Below are 23,439 nucleotides of genomic sequence, written 5' to 3'. Positions count from 1 at the left end.
GTGCCCGCCTGGCGGTCGAGGCGGCGGCCGACGACCTCCTGGCGCGCGCCGGCCGCGCGCTCGGCGCCGGCCCCCTGTGCAAGGATCCGGCCGTCGCCCAGGCGATGGCCGACCTGCCGCTCTACATCCGCCAAAGCCACGCCGAACGCGACCAGGCCGCGCACGGCGCGGCGGTGGCCCAAGCCGGGCAATCCACATGGACGCTGTAGCCCGCCATTTCGAAGCCTTGTATCGCGCCTGCGACGATCCGTGGAACGTGCGCGGCGCCTGGTACGAACGCCGCAAGCGCGCCCTGCTGCTGGCCAGCCTGGGGCGGGCCCACTATGACCACGCGCTGGAGGCCGGCTGCGGCAGTGGCGCCATGACGCTGGCGCTGGCCAGGCGTTGCCACCGCGTCACCGCCGTGGACCTGGCCGCCACCGCCATCGACCGCTGCCGCCAACTCATGCAGGCCGGCCATATGGCGGGCGTCGAGACGCTGGCCTTGCGGCTGCCCGACGCCTGGCCCGCGATTCCGCCGGACGGATTCGACCTGATGGTCGTATCGGAAATGGCCTACTACCTGGACGACGACGCCTTGACGCGCTTTCTGGCGCGCACCAGCGCCAGCCTGCGGCCCGGCGCCGAGCTCATCGCCTGCCACTGGCGCGGGCAATTCGACGACCGGCGCCAGCAGACGGACGCGCTGCACGGCGCCTTCGCCGCGCTGCCCGGCGCCCGCCCGCTGTTCAGCCACCAGGAACCCGCCTTCCGGCTCGATGCCTGGACCCTGCATCCAGCCCAAGGACACCCCCAATGATCGGCATCTGCATTCCCGCGCATGACGAAGAGCGCTATATCGCGGCCTGCCTGCGCGCGGTCACCGAGGCCGCGCGGCACCCGCTGCTGCGGGCCGAGCCGGTGCGGATCGTGGTCGTGCTGGACCATTGCCGCGACGCCACCGCCCGGCTCGCCGCCGCCTGGCCGGTGCAGTGCCTGGCCATCAGCGCGCGCAACGTCGGCGCCGCCCGCGCGGCCGGTTCCCAGCTGCTGCTGGACGCCGGCGCGCGCTGGCTCTCGCATACCGACGCGGACACCGTGGTATCGCCACGCTGGCTGGTGGACCAGTTGTCCCTGGATGCGGAGGTGGTGTGCGGCACGGTCGGGGTGTCGGGCTGGGCCGCCCATGGGCCGCGCGCCCATGCCGCCCAGCGCCGCTTTGCCTCGCGCTACCAGGACCGGGATGGGCACCGCCACGTGCACGGCGCCAACCTCGGCGTCGCCGCCCAGGCCTACCGCCGCGTGGGTGGCTTCGCGCCGTTGCCCTGCAGCGAAGATCAGGCCCTGGTGGACCGGATGGCGCGGGCCGGCTGCACGATCGCCTGGTCGGCGCTACCGCGCGTCACCACCAGCGCCCGGCCGTATTCCCGGGTCGAAGGCGGCTTCGCCACGGCGCTGCGCGTGTCGGTCAGACGCGAGTCGGCGTGGTCTCCCGCGCCGGATGGCGGTGCCGCGCCAACGACTGGATGAACGCGGCCGCGGCCGCGGCCGGCGCATCGCCCGCCACCAGTCCCTCGTCGTCGGCCGCCGGGTCGATGCCCGCGGCCTGCAGCAGGCCCGCGCCTTCGCCCAGCGCCAGCAGGGTCTTGCCATGGCGGTAGGTGTCGCGCACGAATTCCAGCGCGCGTCCATCCTGGCGCCAACGCTCGAGCGCCGTGGCCCCGCCGGGCACCACGGCGCCATCGAACACGGCGGAAGGCTGGTTGTCCAGCGATGCGTCCGCATCCAGCGCGCCGCCGTCGGCCGTGGCCACCGGACCGATGCGCTGCCCCACCAGGCGCACCACCACGCCAGCCTTGATCAGGGCCTGCGCCACCTTGGAGACGGCTGCGCCGTCCACGCCTTCGGCCACCAGGATGGCGACCTTGCGCGTGGCCACGCCTACCTGCCCCGGCCGCGCGCTCAATGACAGCGACGGCGATTGCGCCACCTCTGGCCGCGGCACCTCGCGCAGCGCCCGCGGCAGGGGTTCCGGCAGCGCCATGCCCAGCCCGTCGGCGACCGTCTGCGCCAGTTCCTCGGACACGTTGCGCAGCGACGCCACCATGCGCTGGCGGATGGCCGCCACCGTGACCTTGCTCAGCTCGAAGACGAAGGCGCCCGTCAGGTGCCGCCGCTCCCAGTCGGTCTGGCTGTCGTAGAACAGGGTGGCCTGGTTGTAATGCTCGGCAAACCGTTCCGGATGGCCGCGCAGCTCGTCGCCGGCGACCGGCTCGGGAAACGACACATAGCCTTCCATGCCCGCCTGGAACGGACAGCCGCCGCCGAGCGAATTGGGCTCATAGGCCACGCGCCCGCGATGCACCGCCTGCCGGTGCATGCCGTCGCGCTGGTTGTTGTGCACCGGCGCCAGCGGCGCATTGATCGGCAGTTCGTGGAAATTGGGTCCGCCCAGCCGCGAAATCTGCGTGTCCACGTAGGAATGGATGCGCCCGGCCAACAAGGGATCGTTGGTGAAATCCACGCCCGGCACCACATGCGCCGTACAGAACGCCACCTGTTCGGTTTCCGCGAAGAAATTGTCCGGATTGCGATCCAGCACCATGCGCCCGATCGGGCGCACCGGCACCAGTTCCTCCGGCACGATCTTGGTGGCATCGAGCACGTCGAAACTGAAACGCTCCGCCTCTTCCTCCGTGAAGATCTGCACGCCCAGTTCCCATTGCGGGCCGTTGCCGGCGTCGATCGCCTCCCACAGGTCGCGGCGGTGGAAGTCCGGATCGTCGCCCGACACCTTCACCGCTTCGTCCCACACCTGGGAATGCGTGCCCGACACCGGATTCCAGTGGAACTTCACCAGCCGCGACTCGCCCTGCTCATTGACGAAACGAAAGGTGTGCACGCCAAAGCCTTGCATCATGCGGTAGCTGCGCGGAATGGCGCGGTCCGACATCAGCCACATCAGCATGTGAGTCGATTCCGGCATCAACGACACGAAGTCCCAGAAGGTATCGTGCGCCGAGGCCGCCTGCGGCATGCCGTGATGCGGCTCGGGCTTGACCGCATGCACCAGGTCCGGGAACTTCATGGCGTCCTGGATGAAGAACACGGGCATGTTGTTGCCCACCAGGTCCCAGTTGCCCTCATCCGTGTAGAACTTGACCGCGAAGCCGCGCACGTCGCGCGCCGTGTCCTTGGACCCGCGCTCGCCCGCCACCGTCGAGAAGCGCACGAATACCGGCGTGCGCTTGCCCTTTTTCGCGAACAGCGAGGCGCGCGTCAGCGGCGCCAGCGACTCGTAGCATTCGAAGTAGCCATGGGCCGCCGAGCCGCGCGCGTGGACGATGCGTTCCGGGATGCGTTCATGGTCGAAGTGCGTAATTTTTTCACGCAGAATGAAATCCTTGAGCAAGGCGGGGCCGCGCAGGCCGGCTTTGAGCGAGTGCTGGTTGTCGCTCACCGGCACGCCCTGGTTGGTGGTGAGCGCCTGCCCCTGCGCGTCGGCGCGCACCCGCGCCAGTTCGCCGCCCACCGCGTTCACCCCCGGCTCGGCGGGCTCGCCCGTCTTGGGGATGTGCTGGCGCTCGGACAGGGAACTGGCCCCCACCGAAGCGTCCGGCGCGGCAGCCTGCGCCCCCTGGTAGGGACAACGCGCGCCCGCCTCGCCGTATTCACTCTCTTTATGGGGGTTGCGCGGCAGCGCCTGCGCGGTGGCGGCCACCGCGGCGGCGCGCTGCATTGCCGGCGCGCCGGCGCCGGCCGCTGGCGGGGCGGCGGGCCCGCTGTCCGTGTTGTGGAACGCGGTGTCGACGGGAGCCGGCGCCTTCGCCTTGCTGGGTTTCTTGCTGGGCATGGATATCTCCTGGTGCGCGCCGGCTCGCCCGGCGCAAGCCGATGCGGCTCGATCCGCGCCTTGCAGCAAGCGCCATACCCATGCCTGTGGGGATCGCCGCGGCTGGCCGCCGGGCCGCTCCCGATGCCGTCAGGGCCCCAGCTTCGGCCGCAACGCCGCCGTTACGCGATCGACGTTCGCCGGCGTCACCTGCCAGCGCGCCGCGTCGTCGTATTCGAATTCGGCGTTGACCTTGCGCGTGACCCGGTTGAACTGGAACAGCATCTTGATGAAGCCCTTGTCGTGCCGCGGGCGCAGCCATTCGCGGTAGCGCCTGACCGCCTGTTCGACCGGGTCGTAGAGAAAGGCGACCGCGTGCGGCGTGCCGTCGGCGGCATAGGCATAGCCGTAGCTCTGGTTGACGTCGCCGTCCTCGTCCACGGCGAACACCGCCGAGACCTCCTGCCACGCGATGCCGTCGAGTTCGCCGCACGCGACGATCTCGCGCGCGATCGCTTCCGTCAGGTCGCGGTTGTCGCCGGGCGCCGCCTGCGCGGCGCCGGACAGCCCGATGACGGCGACCGTGCCGGCCAGCCATTGCAGCCATGCCCGGCAACGTCCGTGGATCATGTCGTCATCCTCCTGCCCGGCGCCGGTATCCGCATCAGTCCGCCAGTGTGGCGTTGTCGATCACGAAGCGATACTTGACGTCGCCCTTGAGCATGCGCTCGTAGGCGGCGTTGATCCCGTCGGCGCGCACCATCTCGATGTCGGCGACGATGCCGTGCTGTGCGCAGAAGTCCAGCATCTCCTGCGTCTCGGGGATGCCGCCGATCATCGACCCGGCCAGCGAGCGGCGCTTCATGATGAAGTTGAACACGTTCGGCGAGGGATGCGGCGTGGCCGGCGCGCCCACCAGGGTCATGGCGCCATCGCGCTTGAGCAGCACCAGGAAGGCGTCCAGGTCATGCGGCGCCGCCACGGTGTCGAGAATGAAGTCGAAGCTCTGCAGGTGCGCGGCCATCTCGTCCGGATTGCGCGACACCACCACGTCGTCGGCGCCCAGCTCGCGCGCCGCCGCGCGCTTGGACTCCGAGGTGGTGAAGGCCACCACGTGCGCGCCCATCGCATGCGCCAGCTTGATGCCCATGTGGCCGAGCCCGCCGATGCCCACCACGCCCACCTTCTTGCCCGGCCCGGCGTTCCAGTGGCGCAGCGGCGAATAGGTGGTGATGCCGGCGCACAGCAGCGGCGCCACCGCGGCCAGCTGCTCGGCGGGATGGCTGACGCGCAGCACGTAACGCTCGTGCACCACGATCTTCTGGGTGTAGCCGCCCAGCGTCCAGCCCGGCTCGTCCGCGGTCGGCGCGTTGTAGGTGCCGACCATGCCATCGCAGTAGTTCTCGAAGCCGTCCGCGCACTCGGCGCAGTGCTGGCAGCTGTCGACGATGCAGCCGACGCCGACCAGGTCGCCCGGCTTGAAGCCCTGCACGTGGGCGCCGACGGCGGCAACGCGGCCGACGATCTCGTGGCCCGGCACACAGGGATACTGGGTGCCTTCCCATTCGGCCCGCACCTGGTGCAGGTCGGAGTGGCAGATGCCGCAGTAGGCGATGTCGATCTGGACATCGTGGGCGCCAGTGGCGCGGCGGGTGATCTCGAGCGATTCGAGCGGTTTGTCGGCGGCGTAGGCGCCATAGGCTTTCACAAGCATTTGAAGACTCCCTGGTGCTTGTCCAAAAAGAACATTCTCCGGAATCGCGCCCGGCGCCGGTAGTGCATTTCGCCGAGATTCTTGCCCAATCCTGCCGGGGCCGCCACGGTCGCGCCATGGCCTGGGGCATACGATACCGCGCCGGTGGCGCGCGTTCCGATCCATATCGAAACATTTGTTGTAAATCGTGTTGCGATGCCGCCGCCGTCATTTGCTATCCTGACTCCCGCCCGCAGCGCCCCCCCAAGGAATCCCGACCGAGGCTGACCCGATGCCGATCTTCCCAGGAGCTTCACCCGTTGGCTGAACGATCCGACTATCAGGCGGGCGCCCGATCGATCCCCGTGATTCCCTACGACACCTTCGAGGCGGCCAACCTGTTTCTCGCCACCGGGCGCTCGCCCCGGGAAGTGCTGGCGCGCATCGGCCTGGAGGCCGCCGAGTGGGAGCGCCTGCGCAAGGCCTATCGGTGGTTTCCGTATTCCCTGGGCGAGGATGACCGGCGCGCCTATTTCGACGGCCTGGACGATGCCGCCATCTACCGGCTGGTGCTGCCGCCGCGCTGGCGCGCGCCCGACGATGCCGCCCCCCAGTTGCGCGCCACCTGGCACATCCGCGAGGCCGTGCGACGCAACCCGCACATCGGACCGTTCAAGGACTGCGGCTGGCCGCTGACCGTCATCGCGGCCCATCCAGAAGCCACGCTCTGTTGCTATACCCACGACGGCGCGCATGTCTATTTCAATGGCGAGCGGCTGGCGGACAAGCAGGGCAACCCGCTCGATGTCGATGCCGAGAGCTTCCAGGCCTTCGGCGGCCGCTGGCTGCACGACCGGCATCGCGTCTACGGCGAGGGCGAATACGGGGCGCAACGCAGGACGTATTGGTACGAGGTCGAGGACGCCGATATCGCCACCTTCGAGGCCCTGAACCTGCGCTATGCGCGCGACCGCGAGCGGGCCTACTACATCACCGGCAAGACGATCCGCACGAAAAGCCCCGAGGCCTTCGAGATCGTGCCGCAGGTGAACCTCAACTACCGCGACAACTCCTGCGACTTCCGGCGCGACGGCAGCATCCTGGCGCGCGACCGCGAGTTCGTCTATTTCTACGGCGCCCGCCTCAAGGGCGCCCGCCCCGCGACCTTCCGCGAACTGGGCCACGACTACGCCACCGACGGCACCGACGTCTGGTACCTGGACGAAAAAAAGCGCATCGACGGCGCGGACGCCGCCACCTTCACGGTGCATGGCCCCGGCGATCCGCCGCTGCGCCCGCGCGGCGGCGGCCCCTGCGCCACCGACCGCCACCGCCCCTACCTGCGCGCCGCGCCGTGCGATCCGGCCGCGAGCATCGAGGCCTGGCGGCCGTTCTTCGAATCCCGGCCGGAGCTCGACGACTGGTGGTGGCACCGGCTGACCCGCGAGGCTTCCCGCTCATGAGCGCCATGCGCCTGTCCGCCTTCGTTGCCGGCTGCTGGCTCGCGGCGAGCCTGGGGCTGGCCCCCGCCGCCCACAGCGCCCCCGCCGCGCCGACGGTGGTGGTCGACGACGCGCGCATGGCCCGCATCGCCGCCGTCGCCGACGCGCCCACCCGCCGCGCCCTGAGCGAGATGCTGTTCATCCTGCACCAGCAGCGGCGCAGCGAAGACATGCTGCGCGAACCGCCGGCGCAGACCGTGCACGCCACCTCGCGGCTGGCGGTCCTCGGCGACTATGCCGACGCCGGCCGCCTGGCCGACGTCTACGCCGCGGGCGTGATCGGCGTCCTGAACGAACGCGGCGACATTGGCGTGGTCGCGCCGTTCGACCTGCCCTATCCGCACGCCTTCGACTGGTCGGCGATCCGCTTCCTGGATGGCAGCGTGGTCCCCACCCGCCAGCCCGCCGGCGCCGGCGTCGCCATCTCGGTGCAGCAGCAGGGGCAGTTGCTGACGCTCTCGCAACCCGACGTCCGGCGCGGCCTGCCGGAATCGCTCGATGGCGAGCTGCGCATCGCGCTGCCCAAGGCCACCCCGCATGCCGATTTCACCCGCGCCGCGCGGGGCCAGACGCGCCGGCTGGGCGACTATGCCTTCACGCTGCAGGCCATGGACGACCACAGCGTGACGATCGGCGTCACGCAGCACGACGGCGGCGCGCCGCGCGGCTTCAGCAGCGACGCCGTCATCATCGAGGCGCGCGACGCCGCGGGCCAGGTGCTGTTCAACCCCCTGCGCCTGTGGGGCACGCGCGACCAGCTCGCGCGCAGCCTGCGCCAGTTCGACCAACTGAGCGCGCAGGCGGCCGCGGGCCAGCTCACCGTGCCCGACACCGCCACCCTGCTGGCCAAGGCGGGCTTCAAGGACGCCAACGGCCAGCTGGAGGCCCGCTTCGGCTTCAAGGGCAGGATCGCCAGCGTGCGCGTCACGCTACTGGTGCCCGGCGGCCCCACGCTGACGCGGCGGCTGTCGGCCTCGGTGCTGCCGCTCGGACAGACCCTGGAGGGCGTGGGCCTGACCCCGCTCACGCTGGCCGGCTCGGTCTACGACCACGACACGCCCAGGCTGCGGCCCGACATCGAGCCGCGGGCCATGGCCGCCAGCGTATCGGTGGCCCTGGTGCGGCGCGACGACAGGCCGGTCATCCGCTTCGGCTATCCCGACGTGCTGAGCGATCGCTTCATTCCCGCCGCCGCGCGCTTCGGCCTGGCGGACGCCACCATCACCTTCCTGGATGCCCGCGGCCAGCCGATCGACGTGCGCGAAGGCGAAGCCTATGAGCGCGTGCAGGACGGCTTTGCCTTCGATCCGCGCCGCTTTCCGGTGATGCCCGTGCGCGCGAAAGGCCGGCTGTCGGTGCTGCGCATGGCCACGATCGAGCGCCAGGCGCTGCCGCTGGACGCGCTGCCGCCGGGCGCCGCGGTCAACGACAACCTGGCGCTGCTGGATCCCGCGCGGCTGCCGTATGCCGGCCAGGACCCGATCCTGAACGCCACCGACGCAACGGGCGGACTGCTGCGCGAGGTCGGCCGCATCGGCCTGACCGGCGCTGCCGGCGGGACACAACTGGCGGCCTTCTTCCAAGGCCGGATCGCCCGGTTGGAGGTCCTGGGTCCCGGCAAGACGGAACGGCTGCCGTTCGATTTCGATCTCTCCCTGTCGGGCTTGGCGCGCTGACCACGCGCCCTTGACGCGCGGCCCCGCGCAAGGCCGCTCGTCCGATTTTTTGCATCCATGGCCGCGGCCCCGGCAACAAAACCTGGCACTTGCAACAGGACATGGCACAGGCGCCAACGATCGCCGCCGCGCGCGTATCCTCGTAGCCTCAAGACCAAAAAGCGATAAACCGGCAGGGGACATGCCTCTTTTCCATTCCGATGGCGAACACGCCATGGCCCCCGCGCATCTGGAGAGGAGAAGCAGTTGGAGAACACCCCCAATACCGAACTCAAGGGCGGCCTGAAGTCCCGCCATCTCACGATGATGTCCATCGCCGGCGTCATCGGCGCCGCGCTGTTCGTGGGTTCCGGCAAGCAGATCGCCCTGGCCGGCCCGGCCGTCATCCTGGCCTATATCGGCGGCGGCATTCTGGTCATCCTGGCCATGCGCATGCTGGGCGAAATGGCCGTCGCGCAGCCGGACACCGGCTCGTTCTCGACCTACGCCGACCGCGCCATCGGGCGCTGGGCCGGCTTCACCATCGGCTGGCTCTACTGGTACTTCTGGGCGCTGCTGATGGGCTGGGAGGCCTACGTCGCCGGACAGATCCTGCACGGCTGGTTCCCGATGGCGCCGGCCTGGGGCTACGCGCTGCTGGTGACGGTATCGCTATTGATCGTCAACTTCCTCAACGTGCGCAACTACGGCGAATTCGAATTCTGGTTCGCGCTCATCAAGGTCGTGGCCATCGTGCTGTTCCTGGTGATGGGCAGCCTGGCGCTGGCGCACCTGTGGCCATGGGGCGAGGCCAACGGCTGGAGCCACCTGACCAGCCAGGGCTTCATGCCCAACGGTCCCAAGTCCGTGGTGGTGGCCCTGCTGGGCGTGATGTTCGCCTTCATCGGCGCCGAGATCGTCACCGTCGCCGCCGCGGAATCGGCTGACCCGGGCCGCGAGATCATCCGGACCACGCGCTCGGTGGTGTGGCGCATCTGCCTGTTCTACGTCGGCTCGATCTTCATCGTGGTCTGCCTGGTGCCGTACAACGCCCCGGGCCTGACCGAGCCGACCCAGGGCACCTACAACGTCGCGCTGGACGCGCTGGGCATTCCGCACGCGCAGCTGATCGTCAACTTCATCGTGCTGACCTCGGTGTGCAGCTGCTTCAACTCGGCGCTCTACACCGCCTCGCGCATGCTCTATTCGCTGGCCCGGCGCGGCGACGCCCACCGCGTGATGCAGATCACCGGACGCAAGACCGGCACGCCCTATGTCGGCGTCATCATCTCCAGCCTGTTCGCCTTCGCCGCCGTGTGGATGATGGCGACCTCGAAGATGGATGTGTACGACGTGCTGATGCAGGCCACCGGCACCATCGCGCTGTTCGTCTATCTGGCGATCGCCTGCTCGCAACTGCGCATGCGCCAGCGCCTGCAGGCCCGCGGCGTGCGGCTGGAGTTCAAGATGTGGCTGTTCCCGTGGCTGACGTACGCGGTGATCGTCTGCATCATCGCCGCGCTCGTCACCATGGTGATCGAGGGCACCTACCGCAACGAAGTGGTCTACACCTCGATCCTGGCCGGCGTCATCGTCGCCATGGGCATCGTGGCGCAGGTGTTCCGCATCGGCACGCGCGAGCGGGCAGCCGGCGCGCTGGCAGGGGCCGGCGACGACTGACGCCGCCGTGTCCGCGGGCTATCCGCCGGGTTTGAAGTCCATCGCCCGCATGGCGCCGGCGATGGCCTGCGGCGCGTAGTCGTCCCACGGGGTGTCGCCCACATCCAGGCGTTCATGGATATTGGCGATGGTCCACTGATTGCTGGCCCGGACCGCGTCCAGTTCCTCCCACGCCAGCGGCACCGACACCCCCATTCCCGGCCGCGCGCGCGCCGACCAGGCCGCCACCGTGGTGGCGCCGAAGCCATTGCGCAGGTAGTCGGCGAAGATCCGGCCGACCCGGTTCTTCGGCCCGCTCTTGGCCACGAACACCTGCGGCAGGGTGCGCGCCAGATGCTGCACGATGGCCTGCGAGAACGCCTTGACCGTATCCCAATCATGTTGCCGGCGCAGCGGCACCACCACGTGCAGCCCCTTGCCGCCGCTGGTCTTGAGCCAGCACGCCAGGCCGATCTCGGTCAGCAGCACGCGCAGCAACTGCGCGCTGCGCCGCACCGCGTCCCAGGTCACGCCCTCGCCCGGATCCAGGTCGAACACCATGCGGTCGGGCTTGCCGATGGCGCGCTTGACCGCGTTCCAGGTGTGGAACTCCACCACGTTCATCTGCGCGGCCGACATGATTGCCCGTGGCGTCGGCACTTCCATCAGGGGCGGATGGTCCGGATCCAGGGCCTGCGGCAGCGGCTTCACGCCCGGCATCGGCGCCTCCAGGTGCTTCTGGAAGAAGAATTCGCCCTCGATGCCGGCCGGCGCGCGCAGGAACGACACCGGGCGGTCCTTCAGATGGCGCAGCAGCATCGGCGCCACCAGGCCGTAGTAGCGGGCCAGGTCCAACTTGGTCAGGCCGGTGAACGGGTCGATGACGCGTTCGGGGTGGGTCAGCTTGCCGGCGGCGGTAGCGGTCTTCGCGGCCTGGCGTGGGGGCTTTGCCGCGGCCTTGGCGGTCGCCTTGCCTGGGGTCTTTCCAGCGGTCATCGCCACCTCCCTGGTAATCGCCCGCGCCGGCTTGTCGGTGCGCAGCCCGCGGAACACGGGGTGGCGCACGTGGCCCGATTCCGTCCATTCGCCAAACGACACTTCCGCCACCAGTTCAGGCCGCACCCAATGCGTGCCGCGCCCGCCGCCCCCGGCCTTGACGCTGGCCTGGCGCGTCTCCAGCGCTTGCAACCGTTCCCGCAGCGCGGCCAGGCCGGCGTCATCGAACCCGGTGCCGACCTTGCCCGCATACACCAGCTGGCCGGCCTCGTCGTGATACGCCAGCAGCAACGCCCCCAGCCCCACCCGCGCGCCTTGCGGATCGGTATAGCCGACCACGACGAATTCCTGGCGCCGCGCGCACTTGAGCTTGATCCAGTTGTCGCTGCGGCGCGAGACATACGGCGAGGACAGGCGCTTGGCGATGATGCCCTCCAGCCCCATCCTGCAGGCCGACGCCACCAGGTCGGCCGGCGCCGCGTCGAACGCGTCGCTCAAACGCAGCGGGTCGCCGCCGGCGGCATCCATCACCCGCGCCAGCACCGCGCGGCGCACGCGCAGCGGCTCGCCGCGCAGGTCGCGGCCGGTGACATAAGGCAGGTCGAACGCATAGAACAGGATGGCGCCGGTGCGTTCGCCGTCGAAGGCGTTCTGCAAGGCCTGGAAGCTGGGCGCGCCGTGGTCGGCCAGCATCACGATCTCGCCATCCAGCCACGCGGTTTCCAATGGCATGCGCCGCAGCGCCGCCACCAGATGCGGCAGCTTCGGCGCCCAGTCGTGGCCGTTGCGCGTGTACAGGCGCACCTCGCCGTGGTCCAGCCGCGCCAGCAGCCGGTAGCCGTCGAACTTCATTTCGTAGAGCCAATCCGGGTCGGCCTGGCGCGGCACGCCTTCGACCAGCGTGGCCAGTTGCGGCTTGAGCCGGTCGGGCAAGGCCGCCGCCACGCCGGGCAAGCGCGGTTCGCGCGCCTCGGGCGACGGCGAGGCGGCCGGATCCGGCAACGCCGCCGGCGCCGCCGCGGGCACCCGGCGGGCCCGCGCAGTCGGCGTCGACGCCACGCTGTCGGGCTGCTCATCGACCACGCTGAATTCGCTTTCGGCGCGGGCGGCGGCATCACGGTCCTTCACCAGCAGCCAGGGCGGCTGCTTCTCGGATCCCCGCCCCTTCATGCGAATCAGCGCCCAGCGCCCGCGCAGCTTGACCCCGTGCAAGTCGAACTTGAGATGGCCGCGCCGGTAGCCGTCGGCCGGGTCGCCCACCGGCGTCCAGGTGCCGCGGTCCCAGATGATGACCTTGCCGGCGCCGTACTGGCCTTTCGGTATCTCGCCCTCGAAGCGGTTGTAGGCGATGGGATGGTCTTCGACCTGCACCGCCATGCGCTTGACCGACGGGTCGAAACTGGGCCCCTTGGGCACGGCCCAGCTCTTCATCGCGCCGTCCAGTTCCAGCCGGAAGTCGTAATGCAGGTGGCTGGCCCAGTGCTTCTGGATCACGAAGGCGCGCGCGGCATCATTGGCCTGACCGCCTTCCGCCGGTTCCGACGTCACCTTGAAGTCGCGCTTGGCGCGGTATTTCGCCAGGGTGTCGGCCATGGTCAGGCCGCCTTGCGGGTTTTGGCCGACGTGCCGGCCTTGCCGTTCGCGGCCTTCGTGGTTGCCTTAGTGGTTGCCTTAGTGGTTGCCTTAGTGGTTGCCTTCGTGGTCGCCTTCGTGGTCGCCTTGTGGGTCGCTTTGGTTGCGGCCTTGGTTGCCGCCTTCCTCGCGGTCTTCCTGGCCGCCGTCCGAGACCCGCCGCCGTTCGACGCCTTGCCCGGCGCGCGCCCCTTCAGGCTGCGCTGCAGCAATTCGGTCAGGTCGATGACGTTATCGGCATAGGCGGGCGATTCCTCCCGCGGCTCGATCACCGTCTCGGTCTTGCCCGCCTTGACCTTGCGCGCCACCAGGTCCATGACGGCGGCCTTGAATTCATCCTTGTATTGTTCCGGGTCCCAATGGCCGGACATGTCGTCCACCAGCATGCGCGCCATCTTCAGTTCGCTGGCGCTGGGCGACGTGGCCTTGGCGCCGGACTTGGGCAGGTCCAGGTCGTCGGCGGCCTTGACCTCGTCGCCCCAGCGCATCAGGTTCAGCACCAGCGCGTCGCCCGCCGGGATCAGCGCGGCCAGGTGCTGCTTGGTCTGGATCACCACCTTGGCGATGCCGATCTTGCCGCTCTTGGCCAGCGTGTCGCGCAACAGCGCGTAGACCTTCTGCCCCTTGTCGATCGGCGCCAGGTAGTACGGCCGCTCCAGGTACACGAACGGCACCTCGCCGGCGTCGACGAACTGCTGGATCTCGATGGTCTGCGTGGTGCGCGGATAGGCGCCGCTGATCTCGTCGGGGGAGATGATGACGTACTGGCCGTCCTCGTATTCCACGCCCTTGACGATGTTGTCCTTGTCGATTTCCTTGCCGGTGCGCTTGTTGATGCGCTTGTACCCGACCGGATCCATCGAGCGCTTGTCGAGCCAGTCGAAGTCCACGCCCGACTCGGTCGTGGCCGTGTGCAGGCCCACCGGGATGTGCACCAGCCCGAACGAAATCGCCCCTTTCCAGATGGTTCGCGTCGCCATGATGCCGCTCTCCTTCGGGGCCCGACCGCCGCCCCGTTCGCTGTATGGGTTTGCCGCCTCGGACCTATTGTCGCGCCGACGGGCGTCCGCGCCAATCCGCCGGCCGCCCCGGGCGCGCAGCAATCCGCATGCCCGGGCGCGCCACCTTCGGTTTCACAAGTCACGATTTGCCGCACACGCGGCGCCCGCCCACGGTTCAATGGTGGCCCCGATACCCCGTCCCGCAATGGCCGCCATGACCCGGACCGCGTTTCTCAAGCTCCTGACGAAGCATCTGTACCCCGTGCTCAAGGCCGAAGGCTTCGAGGGCTCGGGCCAGACCCTGCGGCGCATCCGCGGCCCCATCGCGCACGTCTTCAACGTGCAGGGCGCCAGCGGCGGCAAGGCCTGCTACCTGAACCTGGGCGCGCATTACGACTTCCTGCCCTGCGAGGGCGGCGCCTTCGTGCCGCCGGCCGAGATCGAGGAATCGCATTGCGTGTTCCGCGAGCGCATCGAGCCGCCGCCGGGCGCCGCCTTCGGCTGGGCCTATGGCCCCGACGCGGCCAGCGCCGAGGAGAATGTCGCGTTCATCGTCAGCGAATGGGCGCGCCAGGGCCATGCCTTCTTCGCCGACCACGACGCCTACCCCGCCAGCTGCGAGCGGCTGTTGCGGCAGACCGATCCCGACGAGATCCATCCCGCCAGGACGCTCAACCTGGCGCGCATCGCGCTGCACCTGGGCGATACGGAACGCGCCCAGTCCTTCGTCCGCTCGGGGCTGGCGCGGGCGCCGGAACGGGCCACCTCGCTGAAGGAAAAGCTGCAGGCGCTGCTGGCGGGCTAGGGTTTTCCGCCTCCCGCGCGGCGGACCGCAAAGTGGCTATATCAAATAACCCGGATTGGCTATTTTTCACCAATCCAATTTTCCCTAGCATGGCCGGGTTCCCTGTCAACCTCGAGCACATCCATGCCAGAACTGACCCCGGCGCTGCGCCAGCGCATCCTCCAAGCCGTGGACGCGGGCTTCGCGGCCCAGACCGAATTGACCGCGCAACTGGTGCGCCTGCCGTCGCAGCGCGGCGAAGAAGCCACCGCGCAGGATTTCATGGCGGCGCGCTACGCCGAACGCGGCTACGCCGTGGATCGCTGGCGCATCGACGTCGAGGCCATCCGCCACCTGCCGGGCTTTTCGCCGGTGGCCGTGTCCTATGACAACGCCTACAACGTGGTCGGCGCGCACCGCGCCCGCAGCCTGAAAGGCCGCTCGCTGATCCTGAACGGCCACATCGACGTGGTGCCGGTCGGCCCGCTGGCGCAATGGAGCCGCGACCCGTACGACCCCGCCATCGTCGACGGCTGGATGCACGGCCGCGGCGCCGGCGACATGAAATCCGGCCTGGTCGCCTGCCTGTCGGCCATGGACGCGCTGGCCGCGATCGGCCTGGCGCCGGCCGGCGACGTGTTCCTGCAATCGGTGGTGGAAGAGGAATGCACCGGCAACGGCGCCCTGGCCTGCCTGGCGCGCGGCTATCGCGCCGACGCCGCCTTCATTCCGGAGCCGCTGCTGCCCATGCTGATGCGCGCCCAGGTCGGGCCGATGTGGTTCCAGGTGCAGGTCGAAGGCGACCCCCAGCACGCCTCGGCCGCCTTCACCGGCGCGGGCGCCAATGCCATCCAGAAGGCGATCTTCCTGATCCAGGCGCTGGACGAGCTGGAGACGCGCTGGAACGCCAACAAGTGCGACCACCGCCACTTCTGCGACCACCCTCACCCCATCCGCTTCAACCTCGGCAAGATCGCCGGCGGCGACTGGCCGTCCAGCGTGCCGGCCTGGTGCACCTTCGACATGCGCGTGGCGGTCTATCCGGGCCAGAGCCTGGAAGCCGCGCGCGCCGAGATCGAGGCCTTCGTGGCCCAGGCCGCGGCGCGCGATCCGTTCCTGGCCAAGCATCCGCCCAAAGTGATCTACCACGGCTTCATGGCCGAGGGCTACGAACTGCAGAACGCCGACGAGGCCGAGGCCGCGCTGCGCGCCGCGCACGAACAGGTGTTCGGCGAACCCCTGCGCGAATACGCCACGTCGGCCGCCACCGACGCCCGCTTCTACGGCCTGTACGCCGACACCCCGGCCATCGTCTACGGCCCGGAATGCCGCATGCCGCACGGTTACGACGAGGCGGTCAACCTGGAATCGGTGCGCAAGGTCACCCAGACCATCGCCCTGTTCATCGCCGAGTGGTGCGGCCTGGAAGAGCGTCAGGCATGAGCGGCGGCAACCTCCCCAGCGCCGGCCAGGCGCTGTTCGCGGCCGAGCCGCCCAAGCTGTCCCTGCCCGAGGCCGAGACCCTGGCGCTGCGCCATTACGGCCTGGCGGCACAGGCCACGCTGCTGTCGAGCGAACGCGACCAGAACTTCCTGCTGCGCGACGCCGCCGGCGGCGCCTACGTGCTCAAGGCCACCCACCCCGCCGAGGACCCGGCGGTCACCGACTTCCACACCCAGGCGCAGCTGCGCCTGATGCGGGCCGACGGCGAGCCGCCGGTGCCGCGCCTGATCGCCGGCCTGCAGGGCGAGTACGTGCATTGGCACGACGCCGGTGACGGCGCGCGCCGCGCGCTGCGGCTGATGACCTTCGTGCATGGCGTGCCGCTGCACCAGGTGGCGCGCAGTCCGGCGCAGTACCGCGCGCTGGGCCGGGCCCTGGCGCAGTTCGACCTGGCCCTGGCCGGCTTCGACCACGCCATGGCCGACCACGAATTGCTGTGGGACCTGCAGCACGCCGACCGCATCGCCGACCTGCTGCCGAAGATTCCCGAGGCGGACCGCCGCCGGCTGGCCGAGCGCCAGCTCGAGCGCTTCGCCAATGACCTGCGGCCGCGCCTGGGCGGGTTGCGGCGCCAGGTCATCCACAACGATCTCAACCCCTACAACGTGATGGTCGCGCGCGACGATCCCGAACAGATCGCGGCGCTGCTCGACTTCGGCGACATGGTGCGCGCGCCGCTGGCGCAGGACCTGGCCGTGGCCGCCGCCTATCTGCTCGACGACGCGCCCGACCCGCTGTCGGCGGGCCTGCGCCAGTGCCTGGCCAGCTACCACCAGACGCTGCCATTGACCGAGACCGAAATCGCGCTGCTGCCCGACCTGATCGCCACGCGCCTCTTGATCACGGTGGCCATCACCGGCTGGCGCGCGCAGCAGCACCCCGAAAACCGCCAGTACATCCTGCGCAACAACGGCCTGGCCTGGACCGGCCTGGCGCGCCTGGACGCCCTGCCCCGGCAGCAGGCCAGCGACATCCTGCTGGCCGCTAGCCAGACCCCCATGGAGACTCTTGTATGAGCCGAGACCAAGCCATGCTCAACGCCTTCGACCCCGCCGCGGCCGACGCGCTGCCGCAGGCCGAACGCGACCTGATCGCCCGCCGCCAGCGCGTGCTGGGGCCGGCCTACCGCCTGTTCTACGACCAGCCGCTGCACATCGTGCGCGGCGAAGGCGTGTGGCTGACCGGCGCCGACGGCGAACGCTACCTGGACGCCTACAACAACGTGGCCTCGGTGGGCCACAGCCATCCGCGCGTGGTGCGCGCCATCGCCGAGCAGGCGGCGGTGCTGAACACCCACACCCGCTACCTGCACGACGGCGTGCTGGACTACGCCGAGCGCCTGCTGGCGACGTTCCCGCAGCCGCTGTCGCAGGTCATCTTCACCTGCACCGGCAGCGAGGCCAACGACCTCGCGCTGCGCGTGGCGCGCAGCCACACTGGCGGCACCGGCGTCATCGTCACGCAGCTGGCGTACCACGGCGTCACCGCCGCGGTGGCCGCCGTGTCGCCGTCGCTCGGCCAGGCCGTGCCGCTGGGCGTGGACACCCGCGCCGTGGCCGCGCCCGACAGCTACCGCCACGACCCGGCCACCCTCGGGCAATGGTTCGGCCAGCAGGTGCAGGCCGCCATCGACGACATGCGGCGCCACGGCATCAAGCCTGCCGCGCTGCTGGTGGACACGATCCTGTCCAGCGACGGCGTCTACAGCGACCCGGCCGGCTTCCTGGCGCCGGCGGTGCAGGCCATCCGCGACGCCGGCGGCCTGTTCATCGCCGACGAAGTGCAGGCCGGCTTCGCCCGCGCCGGCTCGTGCATGTGGGGCTTCCAGCGCCACGATCTCGTGCCGGACATCGTCACCATGGGCAAGCCGATGGGCAACGGCCACCCCATCGCCGCGATGGTCTCGCGCCCCGACATCCTGGAACGCTTCGGCCGCGAGGCGCGCTACTTCAATACCTTCGGCGGCAATCCGGTGGCCTGCGCCGCGGCCCAGGCCACGCTCTCGGTGATCGAGGACGAAGGCCTGCAGGCCAACGCCGCCCGCACCGGCCAATACCTGCGCGACGGTTTCCGCGCGCTGGCCGAGCGCCACGCGCTGATCGGCGACGTGCGCGGCGACGGTCTCTTCATCGGCGTCGAACTGGTGCGGGACCGCGCCGCCAAGACGCCCGCCAAGGAAGAGACGCACCGCTTCGTCAACCTGATGCGCCAGCGCCGCGTGCTGCTCAGCGCCACCGGCCTGCACGGCAACGTGCTCAAGCTACGGCCGCAGCTGCCGTTCGCGCGGGAACACGCCGACCTGCTGCTGGCGGCGGCGGACCAGACGCTGGCGGAACTGTAGGCGACAGGCGGGTGCGGCGGTGTGCGTCGCGCCAAGCGCCGCCCCGTCGCTTCAGCCCCTGGCGCGGCGCGCCGGCCGGGCCTCGGCGACCCGCCCCAGCGCCCGCGCAAAGCGCACTACCCCGTCGTCGATGCGCTCGCACGGCACACCGCCATAGCCCAGCACCACCGCCGGCTGCGCGGCGCGGGCGGCGTCGGGCAGGTAATGCGGCTGCCCCAGCACGATGCCCTCGTCGCGGGCGGCCTCGGCCAGGCGCGGCACCGACACCTTGCGATCGAGCCGCGCATACACATGCAGGCCCGCCCGCGCCTGCGACAGCTGCACCGCATCGCCGACGCGCGCCGCGATTGCATCGCGCAGCACGATCTGGCGCTCCGCGTACTCGGTGCGCATGCGCTTGATGTTGTGCGAGAAATGGCCGTCCGCCATGAAATCCGCCAGCGCCGCCTGCAGGTGCAGCTGCCCCGGCCGATAGATGCTGGCGCAGGCGCGCGAGAACGATTCGGCCACCTGCGGCGGCACCACCATGTAGCTCATGCGCAGGCCCGCGAACATGGTCTTGCTGAAGGTGCCCATGTAGATCACCCGGCCGTCGGCGTCCAGGCCCTGCAGCGACGGGATCGGCGCGCCGTCGTAGCGGAACTCGCTGTCGTAGTCGTCCTCGAGCACCCACAGGCCGTGCGCCCGCGCCGCCTGCAGCAGCTCCAGGCGCCGCGCCAGCGGCATCACCACGCCGGTCGGGTATTGGTGCGACGGGCTGGTGATCAATAGCCGCGCCCGGCGCGGCAGCTTGCTGGCCGTCAGGTCCAGGCCCTGGTCATCGACCACGGCGGCATGCGCGCGCACGCCGGCCGCCGCCAGCACCGGCGGAAAGGCCCAGTGGCAGGGGCTTTCCACCAGCGCGGCGTCGCCCCACTCGGTCAGCATGCGCGCGCACAGGTCGACCGACTGGTGTGTGCCCGCCGTGACGATGACCTGCCCGGGCTCGCACACCACCGCGCGCGCCAGCCGCAGGTAGCTGGCGATGGCCTCGCGCAGCGGCAGGAAACCCGCGCCGTCCTTGGCGTAGCCCGACAGCGCCAGATTCGACTTGCCCAGGTGGCGCGACACCAGCCGGCGCCACAGGTGGAACGGAAACAGGCTGGCGTCGGCCACGCCGGGCACGAACGCGCCGGTGTGCTGGCCCAGCCCGGCCGCGCCGCCGGCGATGCCCTCGCCGCGCGTGGACAGGCCCGGCACATGGCGCTGCACGTGCTCCGGCGAGGCCGGCGGCAGCAGCGGCCGGTCCACGGTCTTCTCGACGAACGTGCCGCTGCCGCCGCGCGCGCTGAGGTAGTTCTCGGCGATCAGCCGCTCGTAAGCCAGCGTCACCGTGATGCGTGAAATGCCCAGCTCCGAGGCCAGCACGCGCGACGACGGCAGGCGCTGTCCCGCCACCAGCGTGTGGTCCAGCACGCCGCGCCGCACGATGTCGTAGATCTGCTTTTGCAGCGGGTCGGGCGACTCGCGCGAGAGCGCGCCGGACAGCAGGTCGGCGAGCAGGACTTCCTTCATGAAGTGGACCTATCTCTGATTGGATTGTGGCTATACAAGATATAGCCAGTAGTTGCTATCGTCAACGCCGTATCGAATGCGGCGCCAACGTGGAAAGCCGCGACAAACAAGGGGAATTCCATGCAAGACCAGAATGGCCGCAGACAGCCGGTCAGGGCGGCGGCCGCCGCTTTCTTCGGCACCATGATCGAGTGGTACGACTTCTACTGCTACGCCACGGCGGCAGCCCTGGTGTTCGGCGACGTGTTCTTCGCCACCAACGATCCCTTCATGGGCACGCTGGCCTCGCTCGGCACCTTCGCCATCGGCTTTTTCGCGCGACCGGTGGGCGCGGTGCTGTTCGGCCACCTGGGCGACCGCGTCGGCCGCAAGCAGAGCCTGGTCATCACGCTGCTGCTGATGGGCGTGGCCACCACGCTGATCGGGCTGCTGCCTTCCTATCACTCCATCGGCCTGGCCGCCGTGGTGCTGCTGGTCGCGCTGCGGCTGGTGCAGGGCATCGCGGTGGGCGGCGAATGGGGCGGCGCGGTGCTGATCGCGGCCGAACACGCGCCGCCCAAGTGGCGCACCTTCCTGGCCTCGGCGCCGCAGTACGGCAGCCCCATCGGCCTGATCCTGGCCACCGGCGTGTTCCGCCTGGTGTCGGACCTGCCCAAAGAGGACTTCCTGTCATGGGGCTGGCGCCTGCCCTTCATCATCAGCGGCGTGCTGGTGCTGGTGGCCTTCGTCATCCGCCGCGGCGTCAACGAGAGCCCCGAACTGGAAGCGCGCCTGAAGGAAAAGAAAAAGGAAAGCACCGCCCCCATCCGCCTGGTGCTGCGCGAACGCAAGCGCGCGCTGCTGCTGGGCATCGGCCTGTGCCTGCTGGGCATCTCGGGGTTCTACTTCGTCACCACCCTGATGATCACCTACACCACCACCTACCTGAAGATCACGCGCAGCCAGATCCTGGACGTGGTGACCTGGGCCGGCGTGGTCGAGCTGATCAGCTTCCCGATCGCCTCGTACATCGCCACCCGGGTCGGCGAGCGCCGCTTCCTGATCTGGGTCACCGCGCTGTCGACGTTGTGGGCCGTGCCGATGATGATGCTGATCCTGACCGGCGACATCCAGAACATCGCCATCGGCATCCTCACCGCCATCTTCCTGATCGGCGCCTACTACGCGGTGCTGGCGCCCTACCTGCCGCTGGCCTTCCCGGTGGAGATGCGCTACACCGGCATCTCGCTCAGCTTCCAGCTGTGTGGCGCGATCTTCGGCGGCACCACGCCGCTGGTGGGGCTGTGGGTGGCGCACACCTTCGGCCTGACCTGGCAGCCGATGGCGCTGATGTTCGCCCTCATCGCCGGCGCCAACCTGCTGTGCGCCATCTACCTGCCCACGCCGGAGCGCGAGGCCGCCCGCCAGCGCGGCGGCGCGCTGGGCGCCGGTCAGCATAGCCGCGCGCTGTAGCGGCGGCGCCGGCCGGGGCGGCAGCCCGCACGCCCCGGCCGGCTTTACAAGAATTATTCTTATTTGCAATAATCGGCGGTTTCGTCCCTTCCACGTTGCCCCCGCATGCGCCGGACCCGCCCCGCCGAACACGGTTGGCTCGCCTACTATCGCGAGCTGCTGGGCACATGGAAGCGCAAGGGACACGCCAGCGGCGATGTCGAGGACACCGCCCACGACGCCATCGCCAACATGCTCGAAGGCGACGTCTCGGCGATCCACAACCCGCGCGCCTATCTGCACCGCAGCGTCTACCACGGGCTGGCGAACCAGTACCATAGGCAGCTGCGCACGGCCGCCATCCCGCTGCAGGACCTGGACGACGACGAGCACCCCGCGCAGGACGGCCCCGAGGCCGGCGCCCGCACCGCGCAACTGTCGCGCGCGCTGCGCCAGGCGCTGGACGAACTGCCCGAACCCTGCGCCGTGGTCTTCGCCTGGCACCGGCTGGAAGGCTGGACCGTGCCGGAAATCGCCGCGCAGCTGGGGCTGTCGGTCAGCAGCGTCGAAAAATACCTCACCCGCACCATGCGGCACCTGCACACCCGCCTGCATGCCTATTCGCCATGACTGAGCTCGCCAAGCCTCCCAGGGATCCGCTGGACGCGGCGGCGTACTGGTTCGCGCGCGACCACGGCGGCCTGATGACGGCCGCCGAACGGCGCCAGTTCGACGCGTGGCGCCAGGCCGATGCCGCCCACGAGCGCGCCTACCAGGAGATGCTGCAGGTCTGGGGCCTGACCCAGGCCGTGCCCGACCACGACCTGCGCCCGCTGCTGGCGCGGCGGCCGCCGGCCCGCGCCGTATCGCCCGAACGCCGCCGGCTGGCCTGGGGCCTGGCCGCCACCGCCTGCGCCGCCGCCGGCGCGGGCCTGGCCTGGCCGCTGTGGTGGCCGGCCGAAACGCTGTTCCAGCAGCGCTACGCCACCGGCCGCGGCGAACGCCGCCGGGTGGCGCTGCAGGACGACTCGGTCCTGACGCTCAACACCGCCACCCAGGCCGAGGTGCGCTACACCCGCGACGAGCGCCATGTGGCGCTGCAGGCCGGCGAAATCCTGTTCGAGGTCTCGCCGGACAAGGCCCGGCCCTTCATCGTCGAGACCGAGCTGGGCCGCGTGCGCGTCACCGGCACGCGCTTCAACGTGCGCTATGACCGCCAGCGGCTGGCGGTGGCGGTCGAATCCGGCTCGGTCGAGGTCGCCACCGGCGCCTGGTGGCAGCGCGAACGGGTGCTGCTGGCCGCCGGCCAGGGCGTCAGCCTGGCGCGCCAGGGCGACCCGCTGCAGGTCGAAAGCGTGAACGTGGCCGCGCTCACCGCCTGGAAACAGGGCAAGGCGGTCTTCGACAACGTGCCGCTGGCGCAGGTGGTGGACGAGATCAACCGCTACCGCGAACAGCCCATCCGGGTCGCCGCCGCGCTGCGCGGCATCCGCATCGCCGGCGTGTTCGACATCGACGACACGCGCGGCTTCCTGACCGCCCTGCCCGCCCTGATCCCGGTGCGCGTGGCGCCGCGCGCCGACGGCGGCAGCGACCTCGTCGCCCGTTGACCCGGCGCCGCGCCGGCGAAGATACATCTTGTTTCTATTTTGATTTGAGAATCATTACGGGGTTCGGTGTCCGATCCGCTCTTAGCAGGTAAGCGGAGGCTGTCGCCCCGCATGAACCCGCCGGCCGGTTCCCTCGCGGAAACCGCCGCCCCGATCGAGCGCCATCGTGACCCAGATTTCCGCCAGGCCCACCCGCCTCCCGCGCCCCCGCGCCACGCCGCTGCATGCCGCCCTCGGCACCCTGACCCTTGCCCTCGCCGTCGCCCT

At 70.1% G+C, this 23,439-nt stretch carries 18 protein-coding genes and 1 pseudogene; 13 read left to right on the top strand and 6 right to left on the bottom strand.

Features of this window, described 5'->3' with window-relative positions; genetic code table 11:
- The 3 genes and pseudogenes from H0523_RS12415 to H0523_RS12405 form a co-directional block, all read left to right on the top strand.
- Window positions 1–209 (top strand): annotated as a pseudogene (locus H0523_RS12415) (acyl-CoA dehydrogenase); the annotation flags it as partial.
- Window positions 197–799 (top strand): SAM-dependent methyltransferase, encoded by a 603-nt coding sequence (locus tag H0523_RS12410; RefSeq protein WP_054431851.1) that lies wholly within the window; start codon window positions 197–199, stop codon window positions 797–799. The pseudogene H0523_RS12415 and the gene H0523_RS12410, both read left to right, overlap by 13 nt.
- Window positions 796–1,509, top strand: a complete 714-nt coding sequence (locus H0523_RS12405; protein WP_054431852.1) for a glycosyltransferase family 2 protein — start codon at window positions 796–798, stop codon at window positions 1,507–1,509. Before H0523_RS12410 ends, H0523_RS12405 begins: the two co-directional genes overlap by 4 nt.
- Here the strand turns inward: H0523_RS12405 and H0523_RS12400 are convergent.
- The 3 genes from H0523_RS12400 to H0523_RS12390 all read right to left on the bottom strand — a co-directional run bounded on the left by H0523_RS12400 (window position 1,448) and on the right by H0523_RS12390 (window position 5,525).
- Window positions 1,448–3,832: a catalase gene (locus tag H0523_RS12400; RefSeq protein WP_054431853.1), complete on the bottom strand. Its 2,385-nt coding sequence runs from the start codon at window positions 3,830–3,832 to the stop codon at window positions 1,448–1,450. The genes H0523_RS12405 and H0523_RS12400 overlap by 62 nt on opposite strands.
- A gap of 129 nt (window positions 3,833–3,961) precedes the next feature.
- Window positions 3,962–4,441 carry a hypothetical protein gene (locus H0523_RS12395; RefSeq protein WP_054431854.1) on the bottom strand — a complete coding sequence of 160 codons (480 nt, stop codon included), beginning with the start codon at window positions 4,439–4,441 and terminating at the stop codon, window positions 3,962–3,964.
- 34 nt (window positions 4,442–4,475) lie between these two features.
- Window positions 4,476–5,525, bottom strand: coding sequence for an NAD(P)-dependent alcohol dehydrogenase (locus H0523_RS12390; protein ID WP_054431855.1), 1,050 nt, complete (start codon window positions 5,523–5,525; stop codon window positions 4,476–4,478).
- 299 nt (window positions 5,526–5,824) lie between these two features.
- On the opposite strand from H0523_RS12390, the gene H0523_RS12385 reads away from it, so the two are divergent.
- The 3 genes from H0523_RS12385 to H0523_RS12375 all read left to right on the top strand — a co-directional run bounded on the left by H0523_RS12385 (window position 5,825) and on the right by H0523_RS12375 (window position 10,341).
- Window positions 5,825–6,967 carry a DKNYY domain-containing protein gene (locus H0523_RS12385; protein WP_054431856.1) on the top strand — a complete coding sequence of 381 codons (1,143 nt, stop codon included), beginning with the start codon at window positions 5,825–5,827 and terminating at the stop codon, window positions 6,965–6,967.
- Window positions 6,964–8,682: a hypothetical protein gene (locus H0523_RS12380; protein ID WP_054431857.1), complete on the top strand. Its 1,719-nt coding sequence runs from the start codon at window positions 6,964–6,966 to the stop codon at window positions 8,680–8,682. The genes H0523_RS12385 and H0523_RS12380 overlap by 4 nt, the downstream gene beginning before the upstream one ends.
- A gap of 246 nt (window positions 8,683–8,928) precedes the next feature.
- Window positions 8,929–10,341 carry an amino acid permease gene (locus H0523_RS12375; RefSeq protein ID WP_054431858.1) on the top strand — a complete coding sequence of 471 codons (1,413 nt, stop codon included), beginning with the start codon at window positions 8,929–8,931 and terminating at the stop codon, window positions 10,339–10,341.
- A gap of 18 nt (window positions 10,342–10,359) precedes the next feature.
- On the opposite strand, the gene ligD is transcribed toward H0523_RS12375, so the two are convergent.
- Complete coding sequence (gene ligD / locus H0523_RS12370) at window positions 10,360–12,909, bottom strand: DNA ligase D (protein ID WP_054431859.1); 2,550 nt, start codon at window positions 12,907–12,909, stop codon at window positions 10,360–10,362.
- Window positions 12,910–12,911: 2 nt separating this feature from the next.
- Window positions 12,912–13,928, bottom strand: coding sequence for a non-homologous end joining protein Ku (gene ku / locus H0523_RS12365; protein ID WP_054431860.1), 1,017 nt, complete (start codon window positions 13,926–13,928; stop codon window positions 12,912–12,914).
- 235 nt (window positions 13,929–14,163) lie between these two features.
- Here ku and H0523_RS12360 point away from each other — a divergent pair, with 235 nt between their 5' ends.
- From H0523_RS12360 to H0523_RS12345, 4 genes are all read left to right on the top strand, one after another.
- Window positions 14,164–14,754 (top strand): DUF4304 domain-containing protein, encoded by a 591-nt coding sequence (locus tag H0523_RS12360; RefSeq protein WP_231689783.1) that lies wholly within the window; start codon window positions 14,164–14,166, stop codon window positions 14,752–14,754.
- Between the two features lie 123 nt (window positions 14,755–14,877).
- The gene (locus H0523_RS12355; RefSeq protein ID WP_035359184.1) at window positions 14,878–16,176 is read left to right on the top strand and encodes an ArgE/DapE family deacylase; all 1,299 of its coding nucleotides are present in this window, start codon (window positions 14,878–14,880) and stop codon (window positions 16,174–16,176) included.
- A complete protein-coding gene (locus tag H0523_RS12350) occupies window positions 16,173–17,252 on the top strand; it encodes a phosphotransferase (protein ID WP_054431862.1) in 1,080 nt (359 codons plus the stop codon). Before H0523_RS12355 ends, H0523_RS12350 begins: the two co-directional genes overlap by 4 nt.
- Entirely contained in the window at window positions 17,249–18,577 is a 1,329-nt protein-coding gene (locus tag H0523_RS12345; protein ID WP_054431863.1) for an aspartate aminotransferase family protein, read from the top strand. Before H0523_RS12350 ends, H0523_RS12345 begins: the two co-directional genes overlap by 4 nt.
- Before the next feature lie 51 nt (window positions 18,578–18,628).
- Here H0523_RS12345 and pdxR read toward each other — a convergent pair whose 3' ends face one another.
- Window positions 18,629–20,131, bottom strand: a complete 1,503-nt coding sequence (pdxR, locus tag H0523_RS12340) for a MocR-like pyridoxine biosynthesis transcription factor PdxR (protein WP_054431864.1) — start codon at window positions 20,129–20,131, stop codon at window positions 18,629–18,631.
- A 120-nt stretch (window positions 20,132–20,251) separates the two neighbouring features.
- On the opposite strand from pdxR, the gene H0523_RS12335 reads away from it, so the two are divergent.
- The 3 genes from H0523_RS12335 (at window position 20,252) to H0523_RS12325 (ending at window position 23,172) form a co-directional block, all read left to right on the top strand.
- Window positions 20,252–21,583, top strand: a complete 1,332-nt coding sequence (locus H0523_RS12335) for an MFS transporter (RefSeq protein ID WP_054431865.1) — start codon at window positions 20,252–20,254, stop codon at window positions 21,581–21,583.
- A 105-nt stretch (window positions 21,584–21,688) separates the two neighbouring features.
- Window positions 21,689–22,192 (top strand): sigma-70 family RNA polymerase sigma factor, encoded by a 504-nt coding sequence (locus H0523_RS12330; RefSeq protein WP_054431866.1) that lies wholly within the window; start codon window positions 21,689–21,691, stop codon window positions 22,190–22,192.
- Window positions 22,189–23,172: a FecR family protein gene (locus H0523_RS12325; RefSeq protein ID WP_054431867.1), complete on the top strand. Its 984-nt coding sequence runs from the start codon at window positions 22,189–22,191 to the stop codon at window positions 23,170–23,172. Before H0523_RS12330 ends, H0523_RS12325 begins: the two co-directional genes overlap by 4 nt.
- The last annotated feature ends 267 nt before the right edge of the window (window positions 23,173–23,439 follow it).

This window comes from Achromobacter insuavis, from assembly GCF_902859645.1.
Lineage (GTDB): Bacteria > Pseudomonadota > Gammaproteobacteria > Burkholderiales > Burkholderiaceae_B > Achromobacter > Achromobacter insuavis.
This window is presented reverse-complemented; position numbering and strand designations above follow the sequence as displayed.

What these genes read in the sequence shown, in the direction of transcription:
- H0523_RS12410 (WP_054431851.1), top strand. Translation starts at nt 197, where the DNA reads ATGGACGCTGTAGCCCGCCATTTCGAAGCCTTGTATCGCGCCTGCGAC.
- H0523_RS12405 (WP_054431852.1), top strand. Translation starts at nt 796, where the DNA reads ATGATCGGCATCTGCATTCCCGCGCATGACGAAGAGCGCTATATCGCG.
- H0523_RS12400 (WP_054431853.1), bottom strand. Translation starts at nt 3,832, where the DNA reads ATGCCCAGCAAGAAACCCAGCAAGGCGAAGGCGCCGGCTCCCGTCGAC.
- H0523_RS12395 (WP_054431854.1), bottom strand. Translation starts at nt 4,441, where the DNA reads ATGATCCACGGACGTTGCCGGGCATGGCTGCAATGGCTGGCCGGCACG.
- H0523_RS12390 (WP_054431855.1), bottom strand. Translation starts at nt 5,525, where the DNA reads ATGCTTGTGAAAGCCTATGGCGCCTACGCCGCCGACAAACCGCTCGAA.
- H0523_RS12380 (WP_054431857.1), top strand. Translation starts at nt 6,964, where the DNA reads ATGAGCGCCATGCGCCTGTCCGCCTTCGTTGCCGGCTGCTGGCTCGCG.
- ligD (WP_054431859.1), bottom strand. Translation starts at nt 12,909, where the DNA reads ATGGCCGACACCCTGGCGAAATACCGCGCCAAGCGCGACTTCAAGGTG.
- ku (WP_054431860.1), bottom strand. Translation starts at nt 13,928, where the DNA reads ATGGCGACGCGAACCATCTGGAAAGGGGCGATTTCGTTCGGGCTGGTG.
- H0523_RS12360 (WP_231689783.1), top strand. Translation starts at nt 14,164, where the DNA reads ATGACCCGGACCGCGTTTCTCAAGCTCCTGACGAAGCATCTGTACCCC.
- H0523_RS12355 (WP_035359184.1), top strand. Translation starts at nt 14,878, where the DNA reads ATGCCAGAACTGACCCCGGCGCTGCGCCAGCGCATCCTCCAAGCCGTG.
- H0523_RS12350 (WP_054431862.1), top strand. Translation starts at nt 16,173, where the DNA reads ATGAGCGGCGGCAACCTCCCCAGCGCCGGCCAGGCGCTGTTCGCGGCC.
- H0523_RS12345 (WP_054431863.1), top strand. Translation starts at nt 17,249, where the DNA reads ATGAGCCGAGACCAAGCCATGCTCAACGCCTTCGACCCCGCCGCGGCC.
- pdxR (WP_054431864.1), bottom strand. Translation starts at nt 20,131, where the DNA reads ATGAAGGAAGTCCTGCTCGCCGACCTGCTGTCCGGCGCGCTCTCGCGC.
- H0523_RS12335 (WP_054431865.1), top strand. Translation starts at nt 20,252, where the DNA reads ATGCAAGACCAGAATGGCCGCAGACAGCCGGTCAGGGCGGCGGCCGCC.
- H0523_RS12330 (WP_054431866.1), top strand. Translation starts at nt 21,689, where the DNA reads ATGCGCCGGACCCGCCCCGCCGAACACGGTTGGCTCGCCTACTATCGC.
- H0523_RS12325 (WP_054431867.1), top strand. Translation starts at nt 22,189, where the DNA reads ATGACTGAGCTCGCCAAGCCTCCCAGGGATCCGCTGGACGCGGCGGCG.